Origin of the sequence: Arthrobacter sp. NQ4 (genome assembly GCF_029077345.1) — a bacterium.
Taxonomy (GTDB): domain Bacteria; phylum Actinomycetota; class Actinomycetes; order Actinomycetales; family Micrococcaceae; genus Arthrobacter.
Window position 1 is genome coordinate 187,099 of sequence record NZ_JARETC010000007.1, and the last position, 26,360, is coordinate 213,458.

The 26,360-nt window shown below is 67.7% G+C and carries 22 protein-coding genes and 1 riboswitch; of the genes, 16 read left to right on the forward strand and 6 right to left on the reverse strand.

The window, feature by feature from the left end; genetic code table 11:
* Window positions 1–188: 188 nt before the first annotated feature.
* Genes PUN51_RS13735 through PUN51_RS13745 form a run of 3 tightly spaced genes read right to left on the reverse strand, consistent with a single transcriptional unit; the run spans window position 189 to window position 4,875 of the window.
* Entirely contained in the window at window positions 189–1,160 is a 972-nt protein-coding gene (locus PUN51_RS13735; RefSeq protein ID WP_159631730.1) for an NAD-dependent epimerase/dehydratase family protein, read from the reverse strand.
* On the reverse strand, window positions 1,157–3,859 hold the full coding sequence (locus PUN51_RS13740; RefSeq protein WP_275181320.1) for an alpha/beta fold hydrolase: 2,703 nt from the start codon (window positions 3,857–3,859) through the stop codon (window positions 1,157–1,159). Before PUN51_RS13740 ends, PUN51_RS13735 begins: the two co-directional genes overlap by 4 nt.
* Complete coding sequence (locus PUN51_RS13745; RefSeq protein WP_275181321.1) at window positions 3,853–4,875, reverse strand: 3-oxoacyl-ACP synthase III; 1,023 nt, start codon at window positions 4,873–4,875, stop codon at window positions 3,853–3,855. Before PUN51_RS13745 ends, PUN51_RS13740 begins: the two co-directional genes overlap by 7 nt.
* Before the next feature lie 229 nt (window positions 4,876–5,104).
* On the opposite strand from PUN51_RS13745, the gene smc reads away from it, so the two are divergent.
* Together smc and ftsY are read left to right on the forward strand one after the other, a co-directional pair.
* On the forward strand, window positions 5,105–8,692 hold the full coding sequence (smc, locus tag PUN51_RS13750) for a chromosome segregation protein SMC (RefSeq protein ID WP_275181322.1): 3,588 nt from the start codon (window positions 5,105–5,107) through the stop codon (window positions 8,690–8,692).
* A 62-nt stretch (window positions 8,693–8,754) separates the two neighbouring features.
* Window positions 8,755–9,960, forward strand: coding sequence for a signal recognition particle-docking protein FtsY (ftsY, locus tag PUN51_RS13755; protein ID WP_275181323.1), 1,206 nt, complete (start codon window positions 8,755–8,757; stop codon window positions 9,958–9,960).
* Window positions 9,961–9,969: 9 nt separating this feature from the next.
* On the opposite strand, the gene PUN51_RS13760 is transcribed toward ftsY, so the two are convergent.
* Complete coding sequence (locus PUN51_RS13760) at window positions 9,970–11,211, reverse strand: MFS transporter (RefSeq protein ID WP_275181324.1); 1,242 nt, start codon at window positions 11,209–11,211, stop codon at window positions 9,970–9,972.
* A 226-nt stretch (window positions 11,212–11,437) separates the two neighbouring features.
* On the opposite strand from PUN51_RS13760, the gene PUN51_RS13765 reads away from it, so the two are divergent.
* Window positions 11,438–12,790 carry an ammonium transporter gene (locus PUN51_RS13765; RefSeq protein WP_159631735.1) on the forward strand — a complete coding sequence of 451 codons (1,353 nt, stop codon included), beginning with the start codon at window positions 11,438–11,440 and terminating at the stop codon, window positions 12,788–12,790.
* Window positions 12,787–13,125 carry a P-II family nitrogen regulator gene (locus tag PUN51_RS13770; RefSeq protein WP_159631736.1) on the forward strand — a complete coding sequence of 113 codons (339 nt, stop codon included), beginning with the start codon at window positions 12,787–12,789 and terminating at the stop codon, window positions 13,123–13,125. The genes PUN51_RS13765 and PUN51_RS13770 overlap by 4 nt, the downstream gene beginning before the upstream one ends.
* A gap of 97 nt (window positions 13,126–13,222) precedes the next feature.
* On the opposite strand, the gene PUN51_RS13775 is transcribed toward PUN51_RS13770, so the two are convergent.
* Window positions 13,223–14,626, reverse strand: a complete 1,404-nt coding sequence (locus PUN51_RS13775; protein ID WP_275181325.1) for a glucose-6-phosphate dehydrogenase — start codon at window positions 14,624–14,626, stop codon at window positions 13,223–13,225.
* Between the two features lie 84 nt (window positions 14,627–14,710).
* Between PUN51_RS13775 and ffh the strand changes: the two genes are divergently transcribed.
* Both ffh and PUN51_RS13785 read left to right on the forward strand, forming a co-directional pair.
* On the forward strand, window positions 14,711–16,294 hold the full coding sequence (ffh, locus tag PUN51_RS13780) for a signal recognition particle protein (RefSeq protein WP_159631738.1): 1,584 nt from the start codon (window positions 14,711–14,713) through the stop codon (window positions 16,292–16,294).
* 103 nt (window positions 16,295–16,397) lie between these two features.
* A complete protein-coding gene (locus PUN51_RS13785; RefSeq protein WP_224026398.1) occupies window positions 16,398–17,132 on the forward strand; it encodes an alpha/beta hydrolase in 735 nt (244 codons plus the stop codon).
* Here the strand turns inward: PUN51_RS13785 and thiC are convergent.
* Window positions 17,129–18,955 (reverse strand): phosphomethylpyrimidine synthase ThiC, encoded by a 1,827-nt coding sequence (gene thiC / locus PUN51_RS13790; protein WP_374114950.1) that lies wholly within the window; start codon window positions 18,953–18,955, stop codon window positions 17,129–17,131. The two genes, PUN51_RS13785 and thiC, sit on opposite strands and share 4 nt — an antisense overlap.
* Window positions 18,951–19,058: riboswitch (TPP riboswitch) on the reverse strand. (Overlaps the previous gene by 5 nt.)
* 77 nt (window positions 19,059–19,135) lie before the next feature.
* On the opposite strand from thiC, the gene PUN51_RS13795 reads away from it, so the two are divergent.
* From PUN51_RS13795 to lepB (PUN51_RS13840), 10 genes are all read left to right on the forward strand, one after another.
* Entirely contained in the window at window positions 19,136–20,218 is a 1,083-nt protein-coding gene (locus PUN51_RS13795; RefSeq protein ID WP_275181326.1) for an amidohydrolase family protein, read from the forward strand.
* Between the two features lie 98 nt (window positions 20,219–20,316).
* Window positions 20,317–21,192 carry a VOC family protein gene (locus PUN51_RS13800; protein WP_141160153.1) on the forward strand — a complete coding sequence of 292 codons (876 nt, stop codon included), beginning with the start codon at window positions 20,317–20,319 and terminating at the stop codon, window positions 21,190–21,192.
* Between the two features lie 141 nt (window positions 21,193–21,333).
* On the forward strand, window positions 21,334–21,786 hold the full coding sequence (locus PUN51_RS13805; protein WP_224026396.1) for a hypothetical protein: 453 nt from the start codon (window positions 21,334–21,336) through the stop codon (window positions 21,784–21,786).
* A gap of 246 nt (window positions 21,787–22,032) precedes the next feature.
* On the forward strand, window positions 22,033–22,455 hold the full coding sequence (gene rpsP, locus PUN51_RS13810) for a 30S ribosomal protein S16 (protein ID WP_043453174.1): 423 nt from the start codon (window positions 22,033–22,035) through the stop codon (window positions 22,453–22,455).
* 1 nt (window position 22,456) lies between these two features.
* Complete coding sequence (locus PUN51_RS13815; protein WP_013601399.1) at window positions 22,457–22,699, forward strand: RNA-binding protein; 243 nt, start codon at window positions 22,457–22,459, stop codon at window positions 22,697–22,699.
* A gap of 116 nt (window positions 22,700–22,815) precedes the next feature.
* The gene (gene rimM, locus PUN51_RS13820) at window positions 22,816–23,361 is read left to right on the forward strand and encodes a ribosome maturation factor RimM (RefSeq protein WP_201302412.1); all 546 of its coding nucleotides are present in this window, start codon (window positions 22,816–22,818) and stop codon (window positions 23,359–23,361) included.
* On the forward strand, window positions 23,362–24,174 hold the full coding sequence (trmD, locus tag PUN51_RS13825) for a tRNA (guanosine(37)-N1)-methyltransferase TrmD (RefSeq protein ID WP_275181327.1): 813 nt from the start codon (window positions 23,362–23,364) through the stop codon (window positions 24,172–24,174).
* A gap of 234 nt (window positions 24,175–24,408) precedes the next feature.
* Entirely contained in the window at window positions 24,409–24,768 is a 360-nt protein-coding gene (gene rplS / locus PUN51_RS13830) for a 50S ribosomal protein L19 (RefSeq protein ID WP_018768283.1), read from the forward strand.
* 84 nt (window positions 24,769–24,852) lie between these two features.
* Window positions 24,853–25,530 (forward strand): signal peptidase I, encoded by a 678-nt coding sequence (gene lepB / locus PUN51_RS13835; protein WP_159631744.1) that lies wholly within the window; start codon window positions 24,853–24,855, stop codon window positions 25,528–25,530.
* Window positions 25,531–26,358: a signal peptidase I gene (gene lepB, locus PUN51_RS13840; RefSeq protein ID WP_159631745.1), complete on the forward strand. Its 828-nt coding sequence runs from the start codon at window positions 25,531–25,533 to the stop codon at window positions 26,356–26,358.
* The last annotated feature ends 2 nt before the right edge of the window (window positions 26,359–26,360 follow it).

Consider the following 26,360-nt stretch of genomic DNA (forward strand, 5'->3'; position numbering starts at 1 on the left):
AGCCCTGTAAGCGAGAGTCTAGGGGCGGCCGGGACGCGCCTGCAGGAAATGGAAAACCATTTCGGGCAGGTGTGTGGAAATCCACACAGGCCCCTGGGGCCCCGTCGTCACCGGGATATGAGCCCTGCGCCCATGAGCTGTCCCGGCAACGTCACGGGAGCCTGGCGCCCCAGCGCCGGTGAAGCGGCTCAGCGGGAGCGGTAGTAGTCCGCCAGCCGCTCAAGGCCTTCATCGATGGAGACGGCGGGAGTCCAGGCAAGGAGTTTTTGGGTCTCACGCTGATCGAACCAGTGTGCCGTGGACAGCTGTTCAGCAAGAAACCTGGTCATGGGCGGTTCGTCCTCTTTGCCGAGCCTGGGCCACGCTTTTTCCACCACTGATCCCGCAATCCGGGCAAGCTTTCCCGGTACGGACCACGACGGCGCGGGAACGCCCCCGGCGGCGCAGATGCCGGCAATCAGTTCGCCTACCGGCCGCGGTTCGCCATTGGTGACAACCAGCGCCCTCCCGTGGATTTCACTGATACGGTCCAGGGCCGCAACGATCGCCGCCGCCGCATTGTCCACATACGTGGTGTCGATAAGCGCAGCGCCCGCATCCAGCAGCGGCAGGCGGTTCCGGGCCGCCCGCGCCAGCACGCGTTCCACCAGCTGGGTGTCACCGGGTCCCCAGACCACGTGCGGCCGCACGGCGGCGACGCGGAAGCCCGGGGCGTCCGCGTCGAGGGCCAAAAGCTCCGCCTGCGCTTTGGTGCGGGCGTAGTCGCCGTGGGCGCGTGCCGGATCGGCCGGTTCTGCGCCGAGTCCGGCGATGGCGGCGCCTGAATTGGCCACCGACGGTGAGGAGACAAATACAAAGTCGCTGACTCCGGCTTCGCGCGCCGCCAGGACCAGGCGCCGCGTTCCCTCCACGTTCACGCGGTCAAACTCGTCGGCCCGGCCGGTGAAGGATACTTTGGCCGCGAGGTGGATGACTGCCTCGGTGTCCCCCACGGCAGTCCTGACGGCGGCGTCGTCGGTGAGCGAACCGCAATGGTCCGCCGCGCCGTCGACCCCTGAGGGACGCCGCTGGAAGGTGGTGACGGCGTGGCCCCTGCGCACCAGCAGCCCTGCCACTTCCCGCCCCAGCAGGCCGCTTGCCCCGGTGACCAGGATTTTCACGGCGCAACCCGCCTGCCGCCGGCCAGCACTGACGAGGCCCATTGGGCCAGCCGCGACCTGTCGATCTTTGCGTTGTGGCGGATGTCGGTGGGTTGCGCGGGGACAACCAGGACTGCCGCCACGGACACGCCTGCACCCTGGGCGGCGCTCCGTACCTTCCTGGCCAGTTCCGTGCCCGCAGGGCCGGCCTTACGGGCCGGCGGTACGGTTTCGACGACGGCGGCGACGGCCTGGGTGCCCGCGGGCCCCACGCCCACGACGGCTGCCATCCGAACACCGTCCAGCCGTTCGATGGCCTGTTCGGCGCCGACCGGAGTGACCACTCCAGGGGGCGCCGTGATGATGTGCGCCAGGCGCCCTTCCACCCACAGGCGGCCATCGGCGTCGAAATGGCCCACATCTCCGGTGCGGTGCCAGCCGGCCGGCCCGGCGCTCGCCTGCCCGGTCAGCCAAAGCCTGTCGTAGCCGTCCTTGACGTGCGGCGCGCTGACCAGGATTTCCCCCGTTACCCCCGGTTCCGTCACCGGCTCGGCCCCCGGGGCGGTACCGTCGGCCGCCAACGGGATCACGGCTATGCGGGCGCCCTGGACGGGATGCCCTACGCAGACGCCGTTGCCGGCCCCTGGCGTTCTTCCGGCTTCGGCGTCGGCCGCCGCGGCCTGGATCTGTTCGAGGCTGATATCGGTGACAGGCAGGGCCTCGGTCATGCCGTAGGGGGTATGCAACGAGGCGGCGGGCAGCAGCCGCTGCACCTCCGCAAGGAGAGGTTCCGGAACCGGTGCGCCGGCAGAGAGCAGCAGCTGGACGCGGCGGAGGGCAGCGGTGCCCTCCGGGCTGAGGCCGTCCCGGGTGGCGACGACGTTGCGCAGGGCGGCAGGGGACGCGAAGACCACCGTGGCGTCGATGGCCGCTGCAGCATCGGCCAGAGCGCGCGCGGTCAAGGTTCGGGGCGCTGTGACATCCATGGCCGGCGTTACGGACACGGTTCCCAGCGCCGGCCCCAGCAAGGCGAACGGCGCAAAGCCTGCCACCAGCTTCTGGCCCGGCTTGATGCCGAAGGTTCCCGCCACGGTGTCCCGCATGGCCGCAAGCTGCCGGTGGGTGTACAGCACGCCCTTGGCGGGACCGGTGGAGCCGGACGTGAAAAGGACGGCGGCGGGGGAGTCCGCGTCCGGGCTGGAGGCGGGAGCGGTGCCGGCAGCGGCACGCCCCGCGCCTGCCCTCGCCAGGGCGGCGAGTGAGGTCTCCACCCCGAGGAGCCGGCGCGGACCTGCCGGCAGGTCCTGCACACTGATGCGCCTGGACGCCCAGCCCAGTGCCCGGGCAGCGGCAAGGGCTTTGTCAATCCCGATCAGGACATCGGGCGTCGCTCCCTTGACCGCCCGGCTCAGCCCCCTGGTGCCCAGGCCGGCGTCGGCAACCACCACCACGGCTCCCAGCCGCAGGCAGGCATACAGGGCCACGGTCAGGTCCACCCCGGGCGGGACCATCAGGCTCACCCGGCTGCCCGGTCCTACGCCGGCCCCCTGCAGGCCTGCGGAGAGGTGCCCGACGCTTTCTTCCAGCTGCCGCCAGGTGAGGGAGCGGGCCACCGTGCCATCCGGTGCCATTTCGACGACGGCCCTTCCGCCCGCGGACGGTCCGCCGGCCAGCTCCCCAAGAAGCGTCCACAAGGGCGTGAAGCCACGGCCGTCAGCCGGGGCGGCGGGTCCAGTGACCGCGTCGCCTTCAGCAGCTGGGCCAGGGTCCGCTACACTGTCGCCGCCGTGCGTGACGCGGCCGGCAAGCCAGTCGAAGACCGCCGGCGCGATGTTCCGGTCCTCTGCCACCAGGTGCCCCGCATCCTCGTAGCGGTGCACGTCCGCGTGAGGGAGGCGGGTGAGCAGATCCTTCAGGTAGCGGTCGGAGAAGATGGGGTCCCGTGGGCCCCACAGCATCAGGACCGGCACCTCAAGGCCGCGCACGCCGTCCGCGACGCCGTTGAGGGCAGCAAAGCTGGGGTGTGAGGCGTCAACGGGAATGTCCGCCACGAAGTTGCCCACCCCCGCACGGCGTGGGGCGCTGCGGTACGGGGCCATGAAGGCGTTCCGCACGTCCGCGGGCAGCGGCGGGTGTGCCAGCGAATGCGTCACCCGCAGGAAAGCATCGGTAGTGGTGGTGCCCCACCGGTGCACGGCAGGGTGGAGGGCAAGGCGCAGCGCCGGCGGGATGGGGGAGCCGGCGGGCTGGTGGACGGCGGTGTTGGTCAGGACCACGCCGGCCAGTTGGTCGGTGTGGGCCAGCGCCCAGCCGAGGCTGATGACCCCGCCCCAGTCGTGGCCCACCGAGACCACGGGCCCTGCCAGGTCCAGGGCGGCGGTCACGTCGCCAAGGTCGTTGATCCTGTCCGCCAGCCGCCGGAAGGTCCCGGTCCGCTCGGAGAAACCCATGTCCAGCTGGTCCACGGCCACCACGCGCCACGGGTGCGCGGGATCCGAACCGGCGGCCAGCAGGCTCCGCCACAGGTAGGACCACGTGGGGTTGCCGTGAACGCACAACAGGGTTCCCTGGGGAGCCAGGCCGCGGCGTGCCAGTTCCCCGCCGTTGTCCAGCAGGTGCCAGCGGCGCACCGTGCCGGGGAAGTCAGCCCCCGATGTGGAGGGGACATCGATGTGGCGCGACCACTCGGGGTTGACGCCCGGCCAGTCCGCGATCACCAAACGATTTCCAGCATTGCGGTGTTCAGGCCGGATCCGACGCCCATGCACAACACCCTGTCACCGCTGCCCAACGACTGCGCCTCGGCTGCGAGCGTCATAGGGAGCGATGCCGGACCCACATTGCCCCAGTGCGGGAACGTGATGGGCACCTTGTCCGGGTCCAGGTCGATCGCATCGATGATGGCCTGGGTGTAGGCGTTGCTGACCTGGTGCGTGACGTAGCGGTCCATCGCGGCCCAGTCCCATTCGGGCTGGGCTTCCTGCCATGCATCGACCACGAGCTGGAGGCCGCCGTCGAGCAGCCCCTTCGTGTCGGTGTTCATGCCGTCGATGCCGCCCACGCACAACTCGTGGTGCTCGGTGCCGGCGCGCATTACGCCGCCCACCACCCGGTGTGCTCCCGGGTGCTCGTCGGCGGGCCCCAGGACGGCCGCGGCCGCCCCGGATCCCAGGGTCAGGGTGGCGAACTCCCGGTTGAAGTCATCGCGCGTTGTCTCGGGACGCTGCAGCCGGGCCAGGGTGGCCTCCTGCGTCAGCTGGGCGTCCTCGCCGTTGACAATGACGGCGTACCGTATCTGGCCCGAGTCGATCATGTTGGCTGCCAGGGTCAGGGCATTCACGAAGCCCAGGCAGGCGTTGGCAAGGTCGAAGTTCATGGCCGACGACGGCAAGCCCAGGCTGTGGTGGATCTTCACCGCCACTGAGGGTTCAAGGTTGCGCCGGGTCACCGAGGTGTTGATCAGCAGCCCGACGTCGGAGGCTTCGATGCCGGCCTCGGCGAGGGCCTTGGCGCCGGCTTCCACCGCGGCGTCGTCGAACGACGTTCCGGCAGCCCACCACCGGCGGTGCGTGATGCCCGCCACGCGCTCAAGCAGCCGCGGCGGAAACTTGAGCCGCTGCAGGGTCGATGCCAGCCGCCGGTCAAAGTCCGTGGAGCTCACAATCCTTGGAGCCTCGACGCTGCTCACTGAGAGCAGCGCGGTGTTGCTGTGGCGGAAGGTTGCATTACCTGCCAATTCAAGCCCCTCTTCGTTTTCGTCCCGCGTTCCTGCGGTGACCGTACCCACATCTGCGCAGGCTCAAGAGCTTAACTATGCCTTTGCAGTGCCGGAACACGCATATCCACCCCCGGTGCCCGTGCCGGTTCCCGGGTGCTGCTGCCGGGAAATGTCGGTCCTGCGCAGTAGATTGTAGTAACCCGGTTCCAGCAAAATGCCCCACCCGCTCCAGGAGACCAGAAAAGCCTTGCACCTCAAAAGCCTCACCGTCCGGGGGTTCAAGTCCTTTGCGTCCGCCACCACCTTCGACTTCGAACCCGGCGTCACCGCCGTCGTGGGTCCCAACGGATCCGGCAAGTCCAACGTGGTGGACGCCCTGGCGTGGGTCATGGGCGAGCAAGGGGCCAAAACCCTGCGCGGCGGCAAGATGGAGGACGTCATTTTTGCCGGCACGTCCGGGCGTCCGCCGCTGGGCCGCGCCCACGTTTCGCTCACCATCGACAACACCGATGGCGCACTCCCCATCGAGTACAGCGAAGTCACGATCTCCCGGACGCTGTTCCGGACGGGCGGGTCCGAATATGCCATCAACGGCGCAGGCTGCCGCCTGCTGGACATCCAGGAACTGCTCTCCGATTCCGGCCTGGGCCGGGAAATGCACGTCATCGTGGGCCAGGGCCAGCTGGACCGCGTCCTGCACGCCACTCCCGAGGACCGCCGCGGCTTCATTGAGGAGGCTGCCGGGATCCTCAAGCACCGGCGCCGCAAGGAACGGACGGTACGGAAGCTCGAGGCCATGCAGGCCAACCTCCAGCGCCTGACCGACCTCACCGGGGAGATCCGGCGGCAGCTCACGCCCCTTGGGAAGCAAGCCGAGGTGGCCCGCCGCGCGCAGCGGGTCCAGTTCGACGTCCGGGACGCCCGGGCGCGCCTGCTCGCCGACGACCTGGTGCAGCTGCAGCAGGCGCTGGAGCAGGATGTGGCGGACGAAGCGGCGCTCAAGGCGCGCCGGACCGCCGTCGAGCAGGAACTCGAGGCCGGGCGCAGGCAGCAGGCAGCGTTGGAACAGCTCGCAGCCGAGGCCACACCGCGGCTCAATGCCGCCAGGGACACCTGGTACCGGTTGTCCACGGCCCGTGAACGGCTTCGGTCGCTCGGCTCGCTCGCCACGGAACGGAGCCGGCTGCTGGGTTCCGAGGATGCCGCGCCGTCTTCCGGCCGGGACCCCGAACAGCTGGAGCGCCAGGCAGCCCGGGTGCGGCAGGAACTGGCCGAACTCGAACAGGACATCCAGTCCAGGCGGAGCGCCCTGGACGCGGCCAGCGCAGCGAAGGTGGAAGCGGAGCGGGCCGCACAGGCCGAGGACCAGCGGCTCACCGCGCAGCTCCGTGCCGCAGCGGACCGGCGCGAGGGCCTGGCGCGGCTGGCCGGCCAGGTCGCGGCGGCCAGGTCCCGGGTGGAGTCCGCCCAGGCGGAACTTGGAAGGCTGCGTGAATCCCTTGCCGCCGGAACTGAACGCCGGGCCCGTGCCCAGGCCGAGTTCACGGCGCTGGAAAACCAGGTGGCCGGCGTGGAGGAGGGAGAGGAATCCCTTGACGCCGACTATGAGGCCGCCAGCGATGTCCTGGACGCCGTGCTGGGGGAGATCGCGGACCTCAAAGCCGCCGTCAACGAGGGGGTCCGCAAGCGGGACGCCCTCGCCGCGCGCCTCGATGCCCTGAAGCTCGGCCTTGACCGCAAGGACGGTGCCAGGCACGTGCTGGAGTCCGGGCTCCCCGGCGTGCAGGAAAGCCTCGCTGCCGGGATCACCGTGCAGGGCGGGTACGAGCCGGCCGTCGCCGCCGCCCTGGGGGAAGCGTCAGAGGCAGTGCTCGTCCAGGACGGGGAGGCGGCGGCCGCTGTACTAAGGCGGCTCAAGGACGACGACGCCGGGCGGGCGTCGCTGCTCCTCGCATCGGCCGCGGAACCCCGTCTGGGGGATGGCGGGCAGGTGACGCTGCCTGAGGGAGCGCAGTGGGCCGCCGGCCTGGTCGATGGGCCTTCGGGGCACGTCGCCCTGGTCCGGCACCTGCTGTCCCGGACCGCCGTCGTACCCGGCATCGAGGCCGCGGCTGCCCTGGTTGCCGCACTGCCGGACATGACCGCCGTCACCCGCGAAGGGGACGTCTTCACTGCCGTCTCCGCCACGGGCGGCTCTGCCAAGGCGCCGTCCCTCCTCGAGGTGCAGGCGGCCGTGGACGACGCCGAGCGCGGACTTTCGGCGGTCACGGCGGACCTGGAGCGGAACAGGTTTGCCCTGGCCGCCGCGGAGGCGCGGCGCACAGGGGCGCAGGAGGAGGCGGACGCAGCGCTCGACAAACTGCACGAGTCCGACGCCCGCCTCGCCGCCGTAGCCGAACGTCTGGGCCACCTGAACTCTGTCCTGCGCAGCGCCGTTGGCGAGAGCGAACGGCTGGCAGCGTCCCTGGCACGGGCCGAAGGCAACGTCGCGGCGGAAGAGGAAGCGCTCGCCGCCGTCGCTGTCCGGTTGGCCGCGGCGCAGGAAGCGCCGGTGGAAGAGGAGCCGTCCACGGAGCAGCGCGACGCCCTGGCGCGTGCAGCCTCCGCCGCCCGCGCAGCCGAGGTCGAGGCACGGTTGTCGCTGCGCAGTGCCGAAGAGCAATTGGTGGCCACCCGCAACAGGGTGGCGTCCCTGGAACGCGCCGCCGCCACCGAACGCCGCGCCCGTGAGGAGGCGGCAGAGCGCGCCCGCCGCCGTCGCATCCAGGCCCGGCGGGCGGCCGCCGTTTCCTCGGGGGTGGAACTGGCTCTTGGCTATGTGGACGTCTCCGTGGACCGTGCGCGGCACGAACGGGATCTGGCCGAGGAGAACCGCGAGCTCCGCGACCGCGGGCTGCGGGAGATCCGGGAGGCGAACGATGCCCTGGCCAGGGAGCTGGCCGAACTCACCGACAACGTGCACCGCGACGAACTCGCCCGGGCCCAGCAGCGCGCCCGGATCGAGGCGGTGGAAACCCGCTCCGTGGATGAGCTGGGCATCACCCCCGAAGCGCTGGTCAACGAATTCGGGCCGCACGTGCCGGTGCCCGTTCCGGCGGAGGAATCCGGTGACAAATGGGCGGCCCTGCGGGCCCCGGTTGACGCGGACGGGGAAGAGATCCGGGAAGGCAAGCCCTATGTCCGGCAGCAGCAGGAGAAACGGCTGCGGAAGGCTGAGCGGGACCTCGCAAGCCTGGGCAAGGTCAACCCCCTGGCGCTGGAGGAATTCGCGGCGCTGGAGGAGCGGCACCAGTTCCTCAGCACCCAGCTTGAGGACCTGAAGGCGAGCCGGCGGGATCTGCTGGACATCATCAAGGAAGTGGATGACAGGGTCCAGCGGGTCTTTGCCGAAGCGTTCGAGGACACCCGGGCCCAGTTCGTCCGGGTTTTCGGGCGGCTCTTTCCCGGCGGCGAGGGACGCCTGGTCCTGACCGACCCGGCAGACATGCTCACCACCGGCATCGAAGTGGAGGCCCGCCCTGCCGGCAAGAAGATCAAGCGGCTGTCCCTGCTCTCAGGCGGCGAACGCTCCCTGACCGCAGTGGCGCTCCTGGTGGCCATCTTCAAGGCGCGGCCCTCGCCCTTCTACGTCATGGACGAGGTGGAGGCGGCCCTGGATGACACTAACCTCGGCCGGCTCATCACCATTTTCGAAGAACTCCGGGAATCCAGCCAGCTCATCGTCATCACGCACCAGAAGCGGACCATGGAAGTGGCGGACGCGCTGTATGGGGTCACCATGAGGGGCGACGGCGTCTCCACTGTCATCAGCCAGCGGTTGGGGGCCGAGGTATAGCGGCTGGTCAGCTGCCTGATGGCTGCCGGAAGCGGGCGGCCCGTTTGTGAGAAGCTAGGGGAGTGAATGACATCCTTCCCATTGTTCTGTCCATTCTTGCTGCGCTGGTGGTCATCGGCGGGCTGATTCCGGTCCTGCTGAAGACGCGGAGGAACATCACCCGCTACCCGGGCACCAGGGATGCCAACGACCCCGAAATCCGCTCCGGCGGAAGCACGGCGGTGGCGGACCGCGAAGGAACCATCGAAGGCAGGGCTCCGGAGGGTGTGGACCTCGAAGGGCTGGACACCACCGCCGTTCCGGACAATGCGGCCGGGCTGGAAACCATTCCCGTCGAAACCCCGCTGCCCGTCGCCGGCCGCCTGGCCCGGCTTCGGGAACGGCTGGCCCGCTCCAACAATGTCATGGGCAAGGGCCTGCTGGCGCTGCTGTCCAGCGACCGGATCGACGAGAGCGTCTGGGATGAAGTGGAGGAAACCCTCCTGCTCGCGGACCTGGGCACCGAACCCACCATGCAGCTGGTTGACGCCCTCCGGGAGCGCGTCAAGGTACTGGGCACCCGCACCCCCGAACACGTCAAGACCATGCTCCGGGAAGAACTCATCAAGCTTGTGGACCCCACCATGGACCGCAGCCTCAACGTACAGCGGCATGCCGACAAGCCCGCCGTGATGATGGTGGTGGGCGTGAACGGCGTGGGCAAGACCACCACCGTGGGCAAACTTGCCCGTGTGCTGGTGGCCGAGGACAAGGACGTCCTGCTGGGCGCCGCGGACACGTTCCGCGCCGCTGCCGCTGAGCAGTTGGCCACGTGGGGCCAGCGCGTGGGCGTTCCCACCGTGAAGTCGGACATCGACGGGGCCGACCCCGCCTCGGTTGCCTACGAGGCAGTGAAGGCCGGCATCGAGCAGGAAGTCGACGTGGTCATGATCGACACCGCCGGGCGCCTGCAGAACAAGGTGGGCCTGATGGACGAACTGGGCAAGGTCAAGCGCGTCGTGGAGAAGCTGGCCGAGGTGGACGAGGTCCTGCTGGTGCTGGATGCCACCACCGGCCAGAACGGGCTCAACCAGGCGCGGGTCTTCTCGGAGGTGGTCAACATCACCGGCATCGTCCTGACCAAGCTGGACGGAACTGCGAAGGGCGGCATCGTCGTCGCCATTCAGAAGACCCTCGGCGTGCCCGTCAAGCTCATCGGGCTGGGCGAAGGCGCCGACGACCTTGCCCCCTTTGACACCGAAGGCTTTGTTGACGCCCTGCTGAACTGACAGGGGCGCTTAGGAGCCGGCCGCGCGCAGTGTCTCGCGGGTGGGCAGCCAGCCGGCGGCTGCAAGGAGCATGACCCCGCCGGTCACGCCGAAAGCCCAGCCGAACCCCAGCCTGTCGGCCAGCATCCCCGCCACGAGCGGCCCAACGATCGCTCCGACGTCGGACGTCATCTGGTACACCGCCAGCACCTTGCCCCCGGACCGCCCGTTGCCAATGACATCGGCGACGGCGGCCTGCTGGGCGGGACCGAAGAGACCGGACCCGACGCCGGCGAGCGTCGACGCCGCCAGGAACCAGGGCAGGTCTGAGGTGATGCCGATGGCTGCAGTGGACAGGGCCGCCACCAGGAGGCCGGAGATCATCATGGGCTTGCGCCCCACGGAGTCCGCCAGCCGTCCCGAGAAGGTCAGGGCAGCGGCGTTGCCGGCAGCAAATACTGCCAGTGCCAGGCCAGCGGCCTGAGGACCTGCCCCGAAGGCGGCCGCGGCGAACAGCGGCACCGTTGCCATCCGGACACCAAAGGTCGCCCACCCATTGGCAAAGCTGGAGACCAGGGCGGACCTGTAGGTTCCGGCAGCCAGCGCTTCGCCAAAGCGCATGTCCGGGGCGCGGTCCTGTACCTCGGCGCCTCCCCGGCGCTGGTGGCTCAGCTGGGTCTGGACAACGAACGCGGCCACAAGCAGTGCGGCGGCGTAGGCAAGGAATGGGACCCGCAGGCCCAGTCCCGCCAGCAGGCCGCCCACGATCGGCCCGCACACATTTCCGATCAGGAAGGCCGACGCGTAGGCCCCTGAGACCCTGCCCCTGCTTTGGGGCGGCGCCAGCCGGACCACCAGGGCCATCGATGCCACCGTGAACATCACAGACCCGGCCCCGCCCAGCCCGCGGAAGAGCAGCAGCTGCCAGTAGTCCTGGGCAAAGGCGCACGCCGCAGTGGACAGCGCCACGATCAGCAGCCCGGCAACGTAGATGGGGCGTTCCCCGCGCCTGCCGATCAGGGCGCCGCCGGCAGGGGCGAATGCAAGGCGCATGAAAGCGAAGATGGCCACGATGACAGCGGCCTCAGTGTTCCCCACACCGAAGGTTGTTGCGAATTGCGGCAATACCGGCGCAACAAGCCCGAAGCCAAGCGCGATCAGGAACGCCGCGGCCAGCATCACCTTAATGTCCCGGGGGAGTTTCTCCCGCTGGGGCCTCAGCCGGGCCAAAAACCTCGAAGTGGCGCCGCTTGAGCGGGGTGGTGCCGTCATGGTGCAGGAGTCCTTGCTGGAAAGGGAGCCGGGTGGCTGCGCGGGTGCGGAAACATAACCGTAACAAGGCGGATATGCACCATTTACTTCCTAGAGGTTGTTGTAACAGGCCCGCAATCTAAATCCTCCGCGGGCGAAACACGCCGCCCACACACTCATTACAGGACGCAAAAAGGCGTTGGCAGGCGGAGTATTCCGCAAGATTCGATGAGAGAGGACGTGCACCATGGAACTTACCGCAGGTCACGTTTGGGTCATGGTAGCGGCAGCTCTCGTGCTGTTCATGACACCCGGTCTGGCATTTTTCTACGGCGGCATGACCCGCGCCAAGGCAGCCCTGAACATGATGATGATGAGCTTCATCTCCATCGGCATGGTGGGCGTTGTCTGGGTCCTGTGGGGCGCCTCCATGAGCTCCGGGGAAGGGTTCATGGAAATTGTGGGCAACCCGTTCGCCACATTCGGCCTTGAAGGGATCACCACCCCTGACGGGCTGATCAAGGTGGGCTACGCAGCCACCTTCGCCATTATCACCGTGGCCCTGATCAGCGGCGCCATCGCCGACCGCGCCAAGTTCGGCGCCTGGTCCGTGTTCGTTCCCATCTGGGTCACGCTGGTGTACTGCCCGTTGGCCTACATGGTGTGGGGCGGCGGCCTCTTCGGCCCCGAAGGCGCCATCGGCAAGGCCCTCGGCCCGGCCATCGACTTCGCCGGCGGCACCGTGGTCCACATCAACGCAGGTGTGGCAGCACTGATCCTGGTCCTGATCATCGGCAACCGCAAGGGCTTCGGCAAGGACCCCAACCACCGCCCGCACAACATCCCGTTCGTCATGCTCGGCGCAGCCATCCTGTGGTTCGGCTGGTTCGGCTTCAACGGTGGCGCGGCCACCACTGCCGAACAGGGCGGCCTCATCTGGATCAACACCCTCGCAGCCCCGGCCGCGGCCATGCTCGGCTGGCTCGTCACCGAGCGCATCCGCGACGGACACCCCACCTCTCTCGGTGCCGCGTCCGGCGTCGTGGCCGGCCTCGTGGCCATCACCCCCGCCTGCGCCAACGTCAGCCCGGTCGGTGCCCTTGGCCTCGGCGTGGTCGCCGGTGTCGCCTCAGCCCTCGCCGTTGGACTCAAGTTCCGCTGGGGCTTCGATGACTCCCTGGACGTCGTCGGCGTCCACCTCGTCTCCGGCATCATCGGCACCGTGGCCCTGGGCTTCATCGCACTGCCCACCGACGGTGTTGGCGGCGGCCTCTTCTACGGCGGCGGACTCACCCAGCTGTGGGCGCAGCTCGCGGCAGCCGGCATCGCGATTGCCTACTCAGCGGTCCTGACGTCCATCATTGCGCTGGCCATCCACAAGACCATGGGCTTCCGGGTCTCGCAGGAACAGGAAACGGTGGGTGTGGACCTCAGCCTGCACGCCGAGACTGCCTACGAGTTCGGTCTCAGCGGCCACGGTGGAAGCTTCCAGCCGCTGCACGACATGATCACCGGCAAGGGCCAGGGCGAGACGGTCCAGGCAGCACCGGGTGCGCAAAAGGCACAGCCGGCAACAGGTAAGGAAAGCGTGGGGGCATGAAACTGATCACTGCAATCGTCAGGCCGGAAAAGCTCGAAGCCATCAGGGAGGGCCTGGAAGCCTACGGCGTGCAGGGCCTGACCGTCAGCGCGGCAAGCGGGTACGGCCGGCAGCGCGGGTACACCGAGGTCTACCGCGGAGCGGAATACAACGTGGACCTCCTGCCCAAGATCCGGGTGGAAGTCCTGGCCACGGACGAACAGGCCGACGACATCCTGGACGTGATCATTGCCAGTTCCAACACCGGCCGGGCCGGGGACGGCAAGGTCTGGACCATGGACGTCCATGAGGCAGTGCGCGTCCGGACCGGGGAACGCGGAGTGGCCGCCATCTAGGCGGGGCGGCACGGTCCCCTGCAGGGCAACAACTGAAGAGTGATACAGGACGGGCGGGAACCGAAAGGTTCCCGCCCGTCCTGTCTGCCGTGAAGGCTCAGTCCTTGTGCCGGTTGGTGGGCCACGACGCCGGGCCGGCCGATCCGGCGTCGTACTCCTCCAAGGGAACTTTGCCCTGTTCCCAGGCCTTGAGCACCGGCTCGACAATCCGCCAGCAGTCCTCGGCAGTGTCGCTCCGGACGGACAGCAGCGGGTCGCCGGTCAGGACACCTTCGAGCACTTCACCGTAGGGCAGGAGGTCGGAGGCGCTCAGTTCCGCTTCCAGGGTGACCCGGCCCAGGCTGAAGATGTTCCCGGGACCGTTGACGTCGACGTCGAACTCCAGCGTGTCCGGACCGAAACCGATCCGCAGCTGGTTGGGGGAGTCCACCCCGGTAAAGCCCTGCGGGAGGTGGGGCACCGGAAGGAAGGTGACCACCGCTTCCTTCCGCTTGTCGCCCAGGGCCTTGCCCGAGCGGAGGATGAAGGGGACTCCCCGCCAGCGCCAGTTGTCGATGTCCACCTGGATTTCGGCGAGGGTTTCCGTGCCCCGGGCGGGGTCCACCCCGTCCTCCTTGGCATAGTCCGGCACCTCCTTGCCTGCCACGGAACCCGCCGTGTAGCGGGCCCGCCGCGTTGAGTCGGTGAAGGGGGTCCTGACGCTGCTGGCGCGGAGGACGGCGGAGACCGCGTCCCGGAGGTCGCGCTCGCCGATGGTGGCAGGCGGTTCAATCGCCATGATGGCCATGACCTGCAGGAGGTGGCTCTGGATCATGTCGCGGAGCGCGCCGGCGCCGTCGTAGTAGCGGGCACGGCCTTCCAGCGCCAGGTCCTCGTCGAAGAAGATCTCCACCTTTTCCACGTGCTGCCGGTTCCACACGGGTTCAAGGAAGTTGTTGGCAAACCGCAGGCCCAGGATGTTCAGGACCGTGGCCTTGCCCAAAAAGTGGTCCACCCGGTGGATGTGGTCCTCCGGGACAAGGCGGCCCAGGGTCCGGTTCAGGGAACGGGCCGACTCCTCACTGGAGCCGAACGGCTTCTCCATCACCAGGCGGGTGCCTTCCGGAACCTCCGCCGGCTGGAGCGTCTCGCAGGCCAGCTGGCTGATCCTGGGCGGAAGGGCGAAGTAGACGGCCACCGGGCCGTGCAGCCCGGCGAGCAGGGCAGCAAGGGCACCCTTGGCCGTGACGTCCACCTGGTGGTAGGCCGTCTCCTTCTGCATGGCCTCCAGGGCGTCCTTCCCCGGCTGGTCGGCTATGCCGGCCGCCGCGGCAAAGGACGACTCCACCCGCTCCCGCCATTGTTCCGGTGTCCAGGGATCCGAACCCGCGCCCACCAGGCTGAGGCCCTCCGCCCGGCCTGCCGCAACAAGGCGGGCGAGGCCCGGCAGGAGGAGCCGGCCCGTGAGGTCGCCCGAGGCGCCGAGGATGAGCAGGGTCTTGACAGTTGTTTGGCTCGTCATTTTGCCAGCATGCCATCTACCGTGCCTGACTTGATACCCTAGATAGTCGAGTCCCGATCATCTCCTGAAAGAAGTTCACGGCGCGTGTTCAATTCACTCTCTGACCGGTTGACAGCAACCTTCAAGAATCTCCGCGGCAAGGGCCGCCTGACGGAGGCCGATGTTGATGCCACTGTCCGCGAGATCCGCCGTGCCCTTTTGGACGCCGACGTCGCCGTTCCGGTGGTCCGTGAATTCACGGGCCGCGTCCGCGAACGCGCACTCGGCGCCGAGGTTTCGGCTGCCCTGAACCCCAGCCAGCAGATCGTCAAGATCGTCAACGAGGAACTCGTGGAGATCCTCGGCGGCGAGACCCGGCGGATCCGGCTGGCAAAGAACGGCCCCACCGTCATCATGCTGGCCGGCCTCCAGGGTGCGGGCAAGACCACCCTGGCCGGCAAGCTGTCAAAGTGGCTGAAGGCCCAGGGCCACAGCCCCCTGCTGGTGGCGTGCGACCTCCAGCGCCCCAACGCCGTCACCCAGCTCCAGGTGGTGGGCCAGCGCGCCAACGTGCCGGTCTTCGCCCCGCACCCGGGAGCCACCTCCACGGAGCTGGACCAGCCCGCCGGTGACCCGGTCGCCGTCGCGCGCGCCGGTGTGGAGGAAGCACGCCAGAAGCTGCACGACGTCGTCATCGTGGACACCGCCGGCCGCCTTGGCGTGGACGCCGGCATGATGGAGCAGGCCCGCCAGATCCGCCGGGCCATCGTCCCCAACGAAGTCCTGTTCGTGATCGACTCCATGATCGGCCAGGACGCCGTCAACACCGCCCTGGCGTTCGACGAAGGCGTGAACTTCACCGGCATCGTGCTGTCCAAGCTCGACGGCGATGCCCGCGGTGGTGCCGCACTGTCCGTTGCGTCGGTCACCGGCAAGCCGGTCATGTTCGCTTCCACCGGTGAAGGCCTGGACGACTTCGAGCTGTTCCACCCAGACCGGATGGCCTCGCGCATCCTCGACATGGGCGACATCCTCACGCTCATCGAGCAGGCCGAAAAGGCCTGGGACAAAGACGAAGCTGCCCGCATGGCGAAGAAGTTCGCCGACCAGGAAGACTTCACCCTCGAAGACTTCCTGGCCCAGATGCAGCAGATCCGCAACATGGGCTCCATGAAGAAGATGCTCATGATGATGCCGGGCGCGCAGAACATCCGGCAGCAGCTCGAACAGTTCGACGAGCGGGAGATTGACCGCGTCGAGGCGATCGTCCGGTCCATGACCCCCCACGAGCGGCTGGCCCCCAAGATCATCAACGGCTCACGGCGCGCCCGCATCGCCCGTGGTTCCGGTGTCCACGTCTCCGAGGTCAATGGCCTGCTGGAGCGCTTCGCCCAGGCCCAGAAGATGATGAAGAAGATGGCGCAGGGCGGCATGCCGGGAATGCCCGGGATGCCCGGCCTGCCCGGAGCCGGCGGCGGTGCGCGCAAGAACGCCAAGAACGCGCCGAAAAAGAAGCCGAAGTCGGGAAACCCGGCCAAGGCTGCGCAGGAGCGCAAGGAGGCCGAGGCCCGCCGGGCCAACGCTGCCAAGGCACTGCCCACCGGCGCGGCCTTCGGCCAGCAGGGCGGCGACTTTGACCCGTCCCAGCTGAACCTTCCCAAGGGCTTCGACAAGTTCATGGGCAAGTAGCAGTTCCCCAACATCGGGAAGCGCCAGGTGCCGTTTTGACCGCTCAAGACGACACCTGGCGCTTTTTCGTTGGGATGCCGGCACCGTGGAATAGGGTTGGGATATGTTCAAGCAGAGGGTAGTGTTCGTGCACGGCGCCGGTACCTTTGGCGCCGCCGCATGGCCCCGCCAGCACGGCATGGGACTTGCCTATGATGCCTTGTTCCTCCGCAGGCACGGCTACGATTCCGCCGCGGAGCCGCTGGAATCCTCCTTCACGGAAGACACCGCGATCATCCTAAGGTCGCTTGCCGACGATGGCCGCGGGGCCGCCGGCGGACATGTGGTGGCGCACTCCCAGGGGGCGATCCCCGCCATGATGGCCGCGGTGGAACGTCCCGACCTGGTCTTTTCCCTGACCCTGGTGGAACCGGCCTGCCTGTCGCTGACGGCGGAACTGCCGGCCACGGCCGCGCATATCAGCCTGATGCAGCCGCTTTTCGACGTCCGCCACCAGCTCAGTGACGACGACTTCCAGCGCGAATTCGTCCGCCGCGTCTACGCCACCGACCTCCAGCAGCCGGCCACCATCGAGGAAAAACGCTCCGCCCGCAGGCTGCGCCTTCAGGCGCCGTCCTGGGATGCGCCGCTGCATATTGTTCCCGGTGTCCCCACGCTGGTCCTGACCGGTGGCTGGGAGCCGCTTTATGAGGAAATTGCCGGGTACCTCAGGGAGACCGGTGCCCTGCACCGCGTTGCCGCGGGAGGGCACCGGCCCCAGGACTCCCTGGACGGGGACCGGGCCATCCGCCAGTTCATCAGCGGGGTCAGCCGAAGCCAGCCCGCCCGGGCGTCCTAGCTGCCGGCAGCGACCGTCGGTTCCGGCAGGTACACCTTGCCGCCCTTGGCCAGGAACTCCTGGCTCTTCTCCCGCATGCCGGATGCCATGTCCGCCAGTGCCGCCTGCGAGTCTGCCGACCCGTATTCGTCACGGATGTCCTGGCTGATCCGCATGGAGCAGAACTTGGGGCCGCACATGGAACAGAAGTGCGCCGTCTTGGCCGGTTCAGCGGGAAGCGTCTCGTCGTGGAACGCCTCCGCGGTCACAGGATCCAGGGACAGGGCGAACTGGTCGCGCCAGCGGAATTCGAACCGTGCCTTGGACAGGGCGTCGTCCCGTTCGTGCGCCCCCGGGTGGCCCTTGGCCAGATCCGCCGCGTGCGCCGCGATCTTGTAGGTGATGACACCCGTCTTGACGTCGTCCTTGTTGGGCAGGCCCAGGTGTTCCTTTGGCGTGACGTAGCAGAGCATGGCGGTCCCGTACCTGGCAATCTCGGTGGCGCCGATTGCCGACGTGATGTGGTCGTAGCCGGGAGCGATGTCGGTGACCAGCGGGCCCAGGGTATAGAAGGGCGCACCCTTGCACAGCTCCTGCTGCCGTTCCACATTCTCACGGACCAGGTGGAAGGGAACGTGGCCGGGCCCCTCCACCATCACCTGGACATCGTACCCCCAGGCCCGCTGCGTCAGCTCGGCGAGCGTGTCCAGCTCCGCGAACTGCGCGGCGTCGTTGGCGTCCGCCGTGGAACCAGGGCGGAGGCCGTCACCCAGGGAGAAGGCGACGTCGTATTTGGCGAAGATTTCACACAGCTCGTCGAAGTGCGTGTACAGGAAGTTCTCCTGGTGGTGGGCCAGGCACCAGCCGGCCATGATGGAGCCGCCGCGCGAGACGATGCCGGTCACCCGGTTGGCCGTCAGCGGGACATAGCGGAGCAGCACGCCGGCGTGGATGGTCATGTAGTCCACACCCTGCTCGCACTGTTCGATCACGGTGTCGCGGAAGATCTCCCACGTGAGGGCGTTGGCCTCGCCGTTGACCTTTTCCAGCGCCTGGTAGATCGGCACCGTCCCGATCGGCACGGGGGAGTTGCGGATGATCCACTCCCGCGTGGTGTGGATGTCGTCGCCGGTGGAGAGGTCCATGACGGTGTCGGCACCCCACTGGGTGGCCCACTGCAGCTTGTCCACCTCCTCCGCGATGGAACTCGTCACCGCGGAGTTGCCAATGTTCGCGTTGATCTTCACCAGGAAAGCCTTGCCAATGATCATCGGCTCGGATTCCGGATGGTTGATGTTGTTCGGGATGATGGCCCTGCCGGCAGCAACCTCGCTGCGGACCAGCTCAACGTCGCAGTTTTCGCGCAGCGCCACGAAGCGCATTTCCTGCGTCACGATTCCCTGCCGGGCATAGTGCATCTGCGTCACCGTCCGGCCGTCGACGGCGCGGCGTGGCACCGGCTGTGCGCCCTTCCACTCCGCGGAGGCAGCACCGCGGCGCACGGCCGAGCGGCCGTCGTCGAGCAGGTTGCGCTCCCGGCCGCCGTAGGGTTCGGTGTCCCCGCGCGCGGCGATCCACTCTGCGCGGAAGGGCTGCAGCCCGCGGACGGGGTCGCTGCCGGGTCCGGCAGTCCGGTAGGTCCGGAAGGGTGCGTTCGGCTGGCCGTTGGGTGATGGTTCAAGGGAAATTTCCGTCACCGGTACCCGGATCCCGGACGCCTCATCCGCAAGGTAGGCGAGGGAATGGGACTTCAGGGACTGGGTTACCTGCGGAACTGATGTGTCGCCGGGCTCCCCGGCGGACGGCAGCAGGGCAGGGTTCAACTGCGTGTTTTGCGTACTCAAGGGAATACTCACTTCCTTCGCCGGCATTACCCGGACAGGTTCAACGGTCGCAGGCTGCGTCAGCCCGATCTCAGCCCCTGCAAGGGCACCCGTGTGGTCAGGAACGAAGCTACCACAGGCCCCTGAACCAGGCTTGTCATAATTGCGGTGCTAGCCTGACCGGGCATCGAAAGGAGCCCCATGGCAGACATCATCCACTTCCGTGGACCCGTCCTGACCGCGCCGGACCGGGTGCGGCATGGACTTTGGTCGGTGGACGGAAGGCTCACGTTCAACAAGCCGGACACTCCTCCCGGCCGGGTACTCGACGGCTGGGTCCTGCCGGGCTTCGTGGACGCCCACTGCCACATCGGCCTGGGCCCTGCGGGCCCCGTGGAGCCCGCAGCCGCCAGGGACCAGGCGCAGGCGGACCTCAACGCCGGAACCCTCCTGGTCCGGGATGCCGGCTCGCCGGCGGATACCCGCTGGATGCAGGGTGGCAGGGACTTCCCGGTGTTGATCCGTGCCGGGCGCCATATCGCCCGGACGCGCCGTTACCTGCGCGGCTTCGCTGAGGAAGTTGAACCGGACGGCCTCGTGGAGGCCGTCCGCAAGCAGGCGCGCGACGGCGACGGCTGGGTCAAGCTGGTGGGTGACTGGATTGACCGCAGCGCCGGTGACCTGGCGCCGTCGTTTCCCGCCGCCGTCGTCCGCGATGCCGTCCAGGCGGCGCACGACGAAGGCGCCAGGGTGACGGCGCACTGCTTCGCCGAAGACACCCTGGACCAGGTGCTGGACGCCGGTATCGACTGCGTCGAGCACGCCACCGGGCTCCTGTCCCGCCACCTGCCCCGGTTCGTGGAGCAGGGCGTACCGATCGTGCCCACGCTCATCAATATCGCCACCTTCCCCGACATTGCGGCCCAGGCGGACGCGAAATTCCCGCGCTATGCAGCCCACATGCGCGCCTTATGGGAACGCAGGCTCGAGCGGGTGGCGGAAGCCCACGCAGCGGGTGTGCGCATCTTTGCCGGCACCGATGCCGGCAGCGTGATCCGGCACGGCAGGATCACCGACGAAATCCTCGCCCTGCACGCCGCCGGCCTCCCCATGGACGCGGCCCTCGACTCCGCCTGCTGGGCAGCACGCAGCTGGCTGGGAGCGGATGGAGTGGAAGAGGGGGCCCGCGCCGACGTCGTCGTATGCCGGGAAGATCCGCGGGCTGTACCGAAGGCCATTACGGCGCTGGAGCACGTGGTGCTGGGCGGGCGGATCATTCGCTGACAAACGGTTCACGGGGGCTTGGAATAAATTGAAGCTTCAAGTAATTTTAATAGGTGACAGGCCGCCAATGGGACGGCCGCCAATGCAAGGAGCCTTCAATGACCGCATCAGCCAGCAGCCAGGATCTTCTTCCTGCCGACCTCGCCATGGGCACCGTGATGCTCAAAGTGGGCGACATGAAGGTCATGACCGACTACTACCAGCGTGCGCTGGGCCTTGAGGTGGTGGCGGAGCAGGACGGCGGGCTCTACCTTGGCCGCCTGGGCCGGCCGTTGGTCCACCTTGCGCCGGCTCCCGGACTGCACCTTCCCGGCAGGGGAGAGGCGGGCCTGTTCCACACCGCGCTGCTCTTCGAGGACCAGGCCTCCCTGGCCGCGACCGTCGCCACTGCTGCCCAGTACGAGCCGCGGGCCTTCACGGGCAGTGCCGACCACCTGGTCAGCGAAGCCTTCTACTTCACCGACCCCGAGGGCAACGGCATCGAGCTGTACTGGGACCGCCCCCGCAGCAACTGGTCCTGGAACGGGACCGACGTGGTCATGGACAGCCTGGCGCTCCCGCCGCAGCGCTACCTTGAGCAGTACCTCACCGAGGAGTCCCTGGAAGGCCAGCGGCAGACGGCGGCCGGCGTAGGCCACGTCCACCTCCAGGTTGGCGATGTGCAGACCGCCCGCGACTTCTATGTGGGAACGCTCGGTTTCGAAAAGACCGCGGGTTGGCACGGGCAGGCACTGTTCGTCTCCGCAGGCCGCTACCACCACCACATGGCCATGAACGTCTGGAACAGCCGCGGCGCAGGTCCGCGCAAGGACACCCTTGGGCTGGGTGAGGTGCTCATCGAGGTTCCGTCAGGGGACGACGTCGGGGCGCTGACCGACCGCCTGAAGGTTGCCGGGGTGCCCGCCCACCACACCGGTTCGGAACTCAGGTTCGAGGACCCGTGGCGGAACCGGATCCGCGTGGCCGTCCGCTGATTAATCCCGCCCCGGGCCACGCTGCGCGGGCGGACCGCGGGTGTGCGCCGGCCGCCCCGCAGCTACTAGGCTGATCCCGTACGGCCGGGCGGCAGGCAGCGCCCGGCGCGCAGCTCCGCCAACGGAAGAAGGGCACCAGCCATGGGCTTCACCGAGATCTTTGTCGCCACCCATGACGCCGCGCTGAAACGCGCCGGCCTCCTTGATGAAGGACGCGGCTCCGCGGACGGCGCTGCTGCCGGCCAGGCCGTGCGGATCCAGGGCATCAGCGACTTCGAGGTGGAGCAGCTCGGCGATCTTGCCGGGACGGCCGTCCACGCGGGCGGGGCCGATTATGAGCTGACCATGGTCGATGTCGCCAGCGACTCGCTCCTTGCCGTTCCGCCGGCAATGGTCCGGGCCCTGGCCGACCTGCTCACCTATGAAACCGAGGGTGAAGGCAACGTCCTTGACGACGTGGCGGAGCAATGGGCCGCCCAGGAGGACATGCCGTTTGATGCCGCCCAGGCGCGGACGTACGTGCAGCAGCTGGCGGAACTTGCTGCCGGAATCGACGATTCCGAACGGACCGGGCTGTACGTCTGGTCCGCCTGACCCTTCCCGGCCCGTTTTCGGAACTGCCCTGCGGGCCGCAGGCAGTCTTCGGGCTGCCTGCGGCGCCACGGGCGGCAGCGCCAAGTCGAAATAACAGCGCTCATCTGGCACAATAAACAGGTACTCGATCTGCGTGGCCCCTCTCTCCGCGTCCGGATCTTGTCCTTCGAGCCCGCAAGTATGGCCCGCCCCACGGGTGCAGAACGCCGGGTTCACCCCTTTTCTGAAACAGGAGTGACCACAAAAGTGGCCGTAAAGATTCGCCTTAAGCGCTTCGGCAAGATGCGCGCCCCGTACTACCGCATCGTCGTCGCGGACTCACGCACCAAGCGTGACGGCCGCGCCATCGAGGAAATCGGCAAGTACCACCCCACCGAAGAGCCCTCGTTCATCGAGGTCAACTCCGAGCGTGCACAGTACTGGCTGTCCGTCGGCGCCCAGCCGTCCGAGCAGGTTGCCGCGATCCTGAAGATCACCGGTGACTGGCAGAAGTTCAAGGGCCTGCCGGGCCAGGAAGGCACCCTCAAGACCAAGGTCGAGAAGGAAGCTTTCGTTGCCCCGGAAAAGGGCTCGGTCATCATCCCGGAAGCCATCACCAAGAAGGCTTCCAAGTCTGACGCTGCCGAGGCCCCGGCCGACGCCGAAGCTGAGACCACCGAGGCTGAGTAGATTGCTGGCAGAAGCGCTCGAGCACCTGGTCCGCGGAATCGTTGATTCCCCGGACGACGTCAAGGTCAGTTCCAAGAGCAACCGCCGCGGGGACACCCTCGAGGTGCGCGTTCACCAGGACGACCTCGGACGGGTGATTGGCCGCCAGGGCCGCACCGCGCGCGCTTTGCGCACCGTGGTGGCTGCACTGGCCGGCGGCGAACCGGTACGGGTCGACGTCGTCGACACCGACCGTCGCCGCTGAGCGCTCGGCAATACCAGTTTTTGCTCCGGCCCCTCCACCACCAGGTGGAGGGGCCGGAGTTCTTTCACAACAAAGTGCTTTCAGTAGAAACACCACAACGCGGAACAGAGGAACAGATGCAGCTTCAGGTGGCACGGATTGGCAAGCCGCACGGCATTCGCGGGGAAGTCACCGTCCAGGTGTTGACCGACGCCCCGGAGGACAGGTTTGTCCCCGGAACGGAGTTCGTGGTCGAGCCTGCCGCGGCCGGTCCCCTGACCGTGAGCAGTGCGCGCTGGAACAAGGACATCCTGCTGCTCGGTTTTGAGGAAGTGGCGGACCGGAACCGTGCCGAAACCCTCCGCGGAGCCAAGCTCTTCATCGAAACCGAAGAGCTGGACGAGGACGACGATGAGGGCTGGTACGAGCACGAACTGGTCGGCCTGGAAGCACGGGTCGGGTCCCAGGTGGTGGGCAAGGTGACAGCCCTGAACACCATGCCGGTCCAGGACCTGCTGGTGGTCACCACCCCGGGCGGCGACGAAATCCTCATCCCGTTCGTGGAGCAGATCGTCCCTGAGGTGAACATCGAGGAAGGCTTCATCCTCCTCACCCCGCCGGACGGCCTCTTCGACGTCAACTCGGACGAAGCCGCCGCCCCGGAAGCCGAAGGCAACGCCTAGATGCGGATCGACGTCGTCAGTATCTTCCCCGAATACCTTGCCCCGCTCGAACTCTCACTGATCGGCAAGGCCCGCCAGGACGGCATCCTGGACCTGCACGTCCACGACCTGCGCAGCTTCACCACGGACAAGCACCGTTCCGTCGACGACACCCCGTACGGCGGCGGCGCCGGCATGGTCATGAAGCCCGAGCCCTGGGCTCAGGCACTCGCGGCAGTGGCCGACGGGCGCCCGGACCCGGACCGCAAGCCCGTGCTGATCGTCCCCTCGCCCGCCGGGGAGCGGTTCACCCAGGCCCTTGCCTACGAACTGGCTGAGGAACAGCACCTCGCGTTTGCGTGCGGACGGTACGAGGGCATCGATGAGCGGGTCATGGAATGGGCGCAGGAGCACTTCACTGTCCGCCCGGTGAGCCTGGGCGACTACGTCCTCAACGGCGGGGAAGTGGCCGTCCTGGCCATGGTGGAGGCCATTGGCCGCCTGCTGCCCGGGGTGGTGGGAAATCCCGAGTCGCTGGTGGAGGAATCCCACTCTGACGGGCTCCTGGAGTACCCGGTCTACACCAAGCCCTCCGTCTGGCGGGACCGCGAAGTGCCCCCGGTGCTCCTCAGCGGCAACCACGGCCGGATCGCCCAGTGGCGCCGCCACGAACAGTACCGCCGCACCGCGGAGCGCCGTCCGGACCTGCTGGAAGGGTTCGACGCCGGCAGCCTCCCGCGCGCCGACCGCACCGAACTGCACAACCTTGGTTACGACGTCGTGGACGGCAGGCTTGCCCGCCGGCCCGGGATGGCAGCTGAACACCAGGACTAGCGCCGCCGGAATTGGCGTAACCCTGCCGTTGTGGCAAAATTAACCCTTGTGTCTGCTGGGTCCGCACCTGCCACAGGGGGTTGCGCGGCCAACAGCCGGACAACCGGCCCCATCAACCCTTGAAGCGGCCGGAGACTTTACTTCGGCGGCGAGACCCGGCCTGCATTCCAGCAGCCCGACTTGCCTGCCGTGACCCAAAGTGAATGACCTGTGGCGTTCACCAGGAGTGCAATTATGCATATTCTCGATTCCGTCGATGCAGCCTCGCTGCGCAACGATGTTCCCGAATTCCGCGCGGGTGACACCCTCAAGGTGCACGTGAACATCATCGAAGGCAAGAACACCCGTGTCCAGGTCTTCCAGGGCTTCGTCCTGGGCCGCCAGGGCGATGGCGTGCGCGAAACCTTCACCGTCCGCAAGGTTTCCTTCGGTGTCGGCGTGGAGCGTACCTTCCCGGTGCACTCCCCGATCATCGAAAAGATCGAGGTTGTCACCAAGGGTGACGTCCGCCGCGCCAAGCTTTACTACATGCGTGCGCTGCGTGGCAAGGCCGCCAAGATCAAGGAAAAGCGCGACTTCAGCTCCGCCAAGTAAGTCCTTACCGGACTTACCGCCAGGCAGGAGCGCGGCCGTACCCGGCAAGCGCCGGAGCAATGCACCAGCGCCAGGATACGGACCATGCACCAGACAAAACGCCAGCCCCGCAAAATGGGCTGGCGTTTTGTTTTTCTGGCGCTGCTCCTTGCGGTCGCCATCAGCGGGTTGGTGAGGTCTTTGTGGCTGGATGTCTACTTCATTCCGTCCGAGTCCATGGAGCCGCTCCTGGAAGGCGGGGACCGGATCCTGGTTTCGCGCACTGATTTCCAGTCCGACCCCATCCGGCACGGGGACGTTGTGGTCTTCGACGGGCGTGGCAGCTTTGCGCCCCTGAACAGCGGAAAGGGCCCGCTGGTGGATGCCGCAGCCTCCGCCATGCAATGGCTCGGGCTGACCGGCAGCGACACCACCTACGTCAAGCGGGTGATCGGCCTCCCCGGTGACACGGTGGTCTGCTGCGACGCCGGCGGAAAGGTCACCGTGAACGGGGCTGCCCTGGATGAGCCCTACATCTTCCCGGGGGATGCGCCAAGTACGCAGAAGTTCAACACCGTGGTTCCCGAAGGCAGGCTATGGCTGATGGGGGACCACCGTTCGGTGTCCGCCGATTCACGGAGCCTGCTCGGCGCCCCCGGCGGCGGACTCGTCCCGCTGGACCGGGTCATCGGCAGGCCGGTCCAGATCCTCTGGCCGCTTGATAGATTTGCCCCAGTAGCACGGCCGCCCGCACCGGGGCCGACAACACAGAACGGACGGTAAATGCCCGAGAACCACGCGCGGAAACCTGAGCCCCGCCACGACGGCGCTTCAGAAGTACCGGCCGTTCCAGTTTCTTCCACGCCCGCTGAGGGTCCGGAGGCGTCAGAACCCGTCCACCGGCGGGACCGGCAGGGGTCCAAAGCTGCCGGGAAGTCAGCCGGCAATCCCTTGCTGGGATGGTTGAAGGAAATTGCCACCGTGGTGGTCATCGCGGTGGTGTTGTCCTTCCTCATCAAGACCTTCCTGTTCCGGGCCTTCTTCATCCCCTCCGAGTCCATGGTGAACACCCTGGACGTGGATGACCGGATCTTCGTCAACCTCCTGGTCCCCGAGCCCTTTGCCCTCAGCCGCGGGGACGTTGTGGTGTTCCGTGACACCAAGGGCTGGCTCGGTCCCGCCCCGGCCAAGGCACAGGGCCCGTTCACCTGGGTCCAGGACGGCCTGACCTTCGTAGGCCTCCTGCCGGACAATTCAGAGCAGCACCTGGTCAAGCGGGTCATCGGACTGCCGGGCGACCACGTGGTCTGCTGTGACGCGGGCGGTAAACTGACCATTAACGGGACCTCCGTCGACGAGACCTACATCAATCCCGCCGAAGTCCCGCAGGTCCGCAACTTTGACGTCACCGTCCCGGAGGGCAAGGTGTGGGTGATGGGTGATAACCGGAACCACTCTGCGGACTCCCGCGCGCACATGGAGACCGACGGCGGATTCGTCGACCTCAAGGACCTCGAGGGCAAGGCCGCAATCATCGCGTGGCCGCTGAACAGGATCAAGACGCTGGACAACTACCCGGACGTGTTCAAGAACGTGCCGGCGGCCCGCTGACC

Bases quoted from the DNA above. Each gene is read 5' to 3' on its own strand.
- PUN51_RS13760 (WP_275181324.1), bottom strand. From the start codon at position 11,211: ATGACGGCACCACCCCGCTCAAGCGGCGCCACTTCGAGGTTTTTGGCC.
- PUN51_RS13765 (WP_159631735.1), top strand. From the start codon at position 11,438: ATGGAACTTACCGCAGGTCACGTTTGGGTCATGGTAGCGGCAGCTCTC.
- PUN51_RS13770 (WP_159631736.1), top strand. From the start codon at position 12,787: ATGAAACTGATCACTGCAATCGTCAGGCCGGAAAAGCTCGAAGCCATC.
- PUN51_RS13775 (WP_275181325.1), bottom strand. From the start codon at position 14,626: ATGACGAGCCAAACAACTGTCAAGACCCTGCTCATCCTCGGCGCCTCG.
- PUN51_RS13785 (WP_224026398.1), top strand. From the start codon at position 16,398: ATGTTCAAGCAGAGGGTAGTGTTCGTGCACGGCGCCGGTACCTTTGGC.
- PUN51_RS13795 (WP_275181326.1), top strand. From the start codon at position 19,136: ATGGCAGACATCATCCACTTCCGTGGACCCGTCCTGACCGCGCCGGAC.
- PUN51_RS13800 (WP_141160153.1), top strand. From the start codon at position 20,317: ATGACCGCATCAGCCAGCAGCCAGGATCTTCTTCCTGCCGACCTCGCC.
- PUN51_RS13805 (WP_224026396.1), top strand. From the start codon at position 21,334: ATGGGCTTCACCGAGATCTTTGTCGCCACCCATGACGCCGCGCTGAAA.
- rimM (WP_201302412.1), top strand. From the start codon at position 22,816: ATGCAGCTTCAGGTGGCACGGATTGGCAAGCCGCACGGCATTCGCGGG.
- trmD (WP_275181327.1), top strand. From the start codon at position 23,362: ATGCGGATCGACGTCGTCAGTATCTTCCCCGAATACCTTGCCCCGCTC.
- rplS (WP_018768283.1), top strand. From the start codon at position 24,409: ATGCATATTCTCGATTCCGTCGATGCAGCCTCGCTGCGCAACGATGTT.
- lepB (WP_159631744.1), top strand. From the start codon at position 24,853: ATGCACCAGACAAAACGCCAGCCCCGCAAAATGGGCTGGCGTTTTGTT.
- lepB (WP_159631745.1), top strand. From the start codon at position 25,531: ATGCCCGAGAACCACGCGCGGAAACCTGAGCCCCGCCACGACGGCGCT.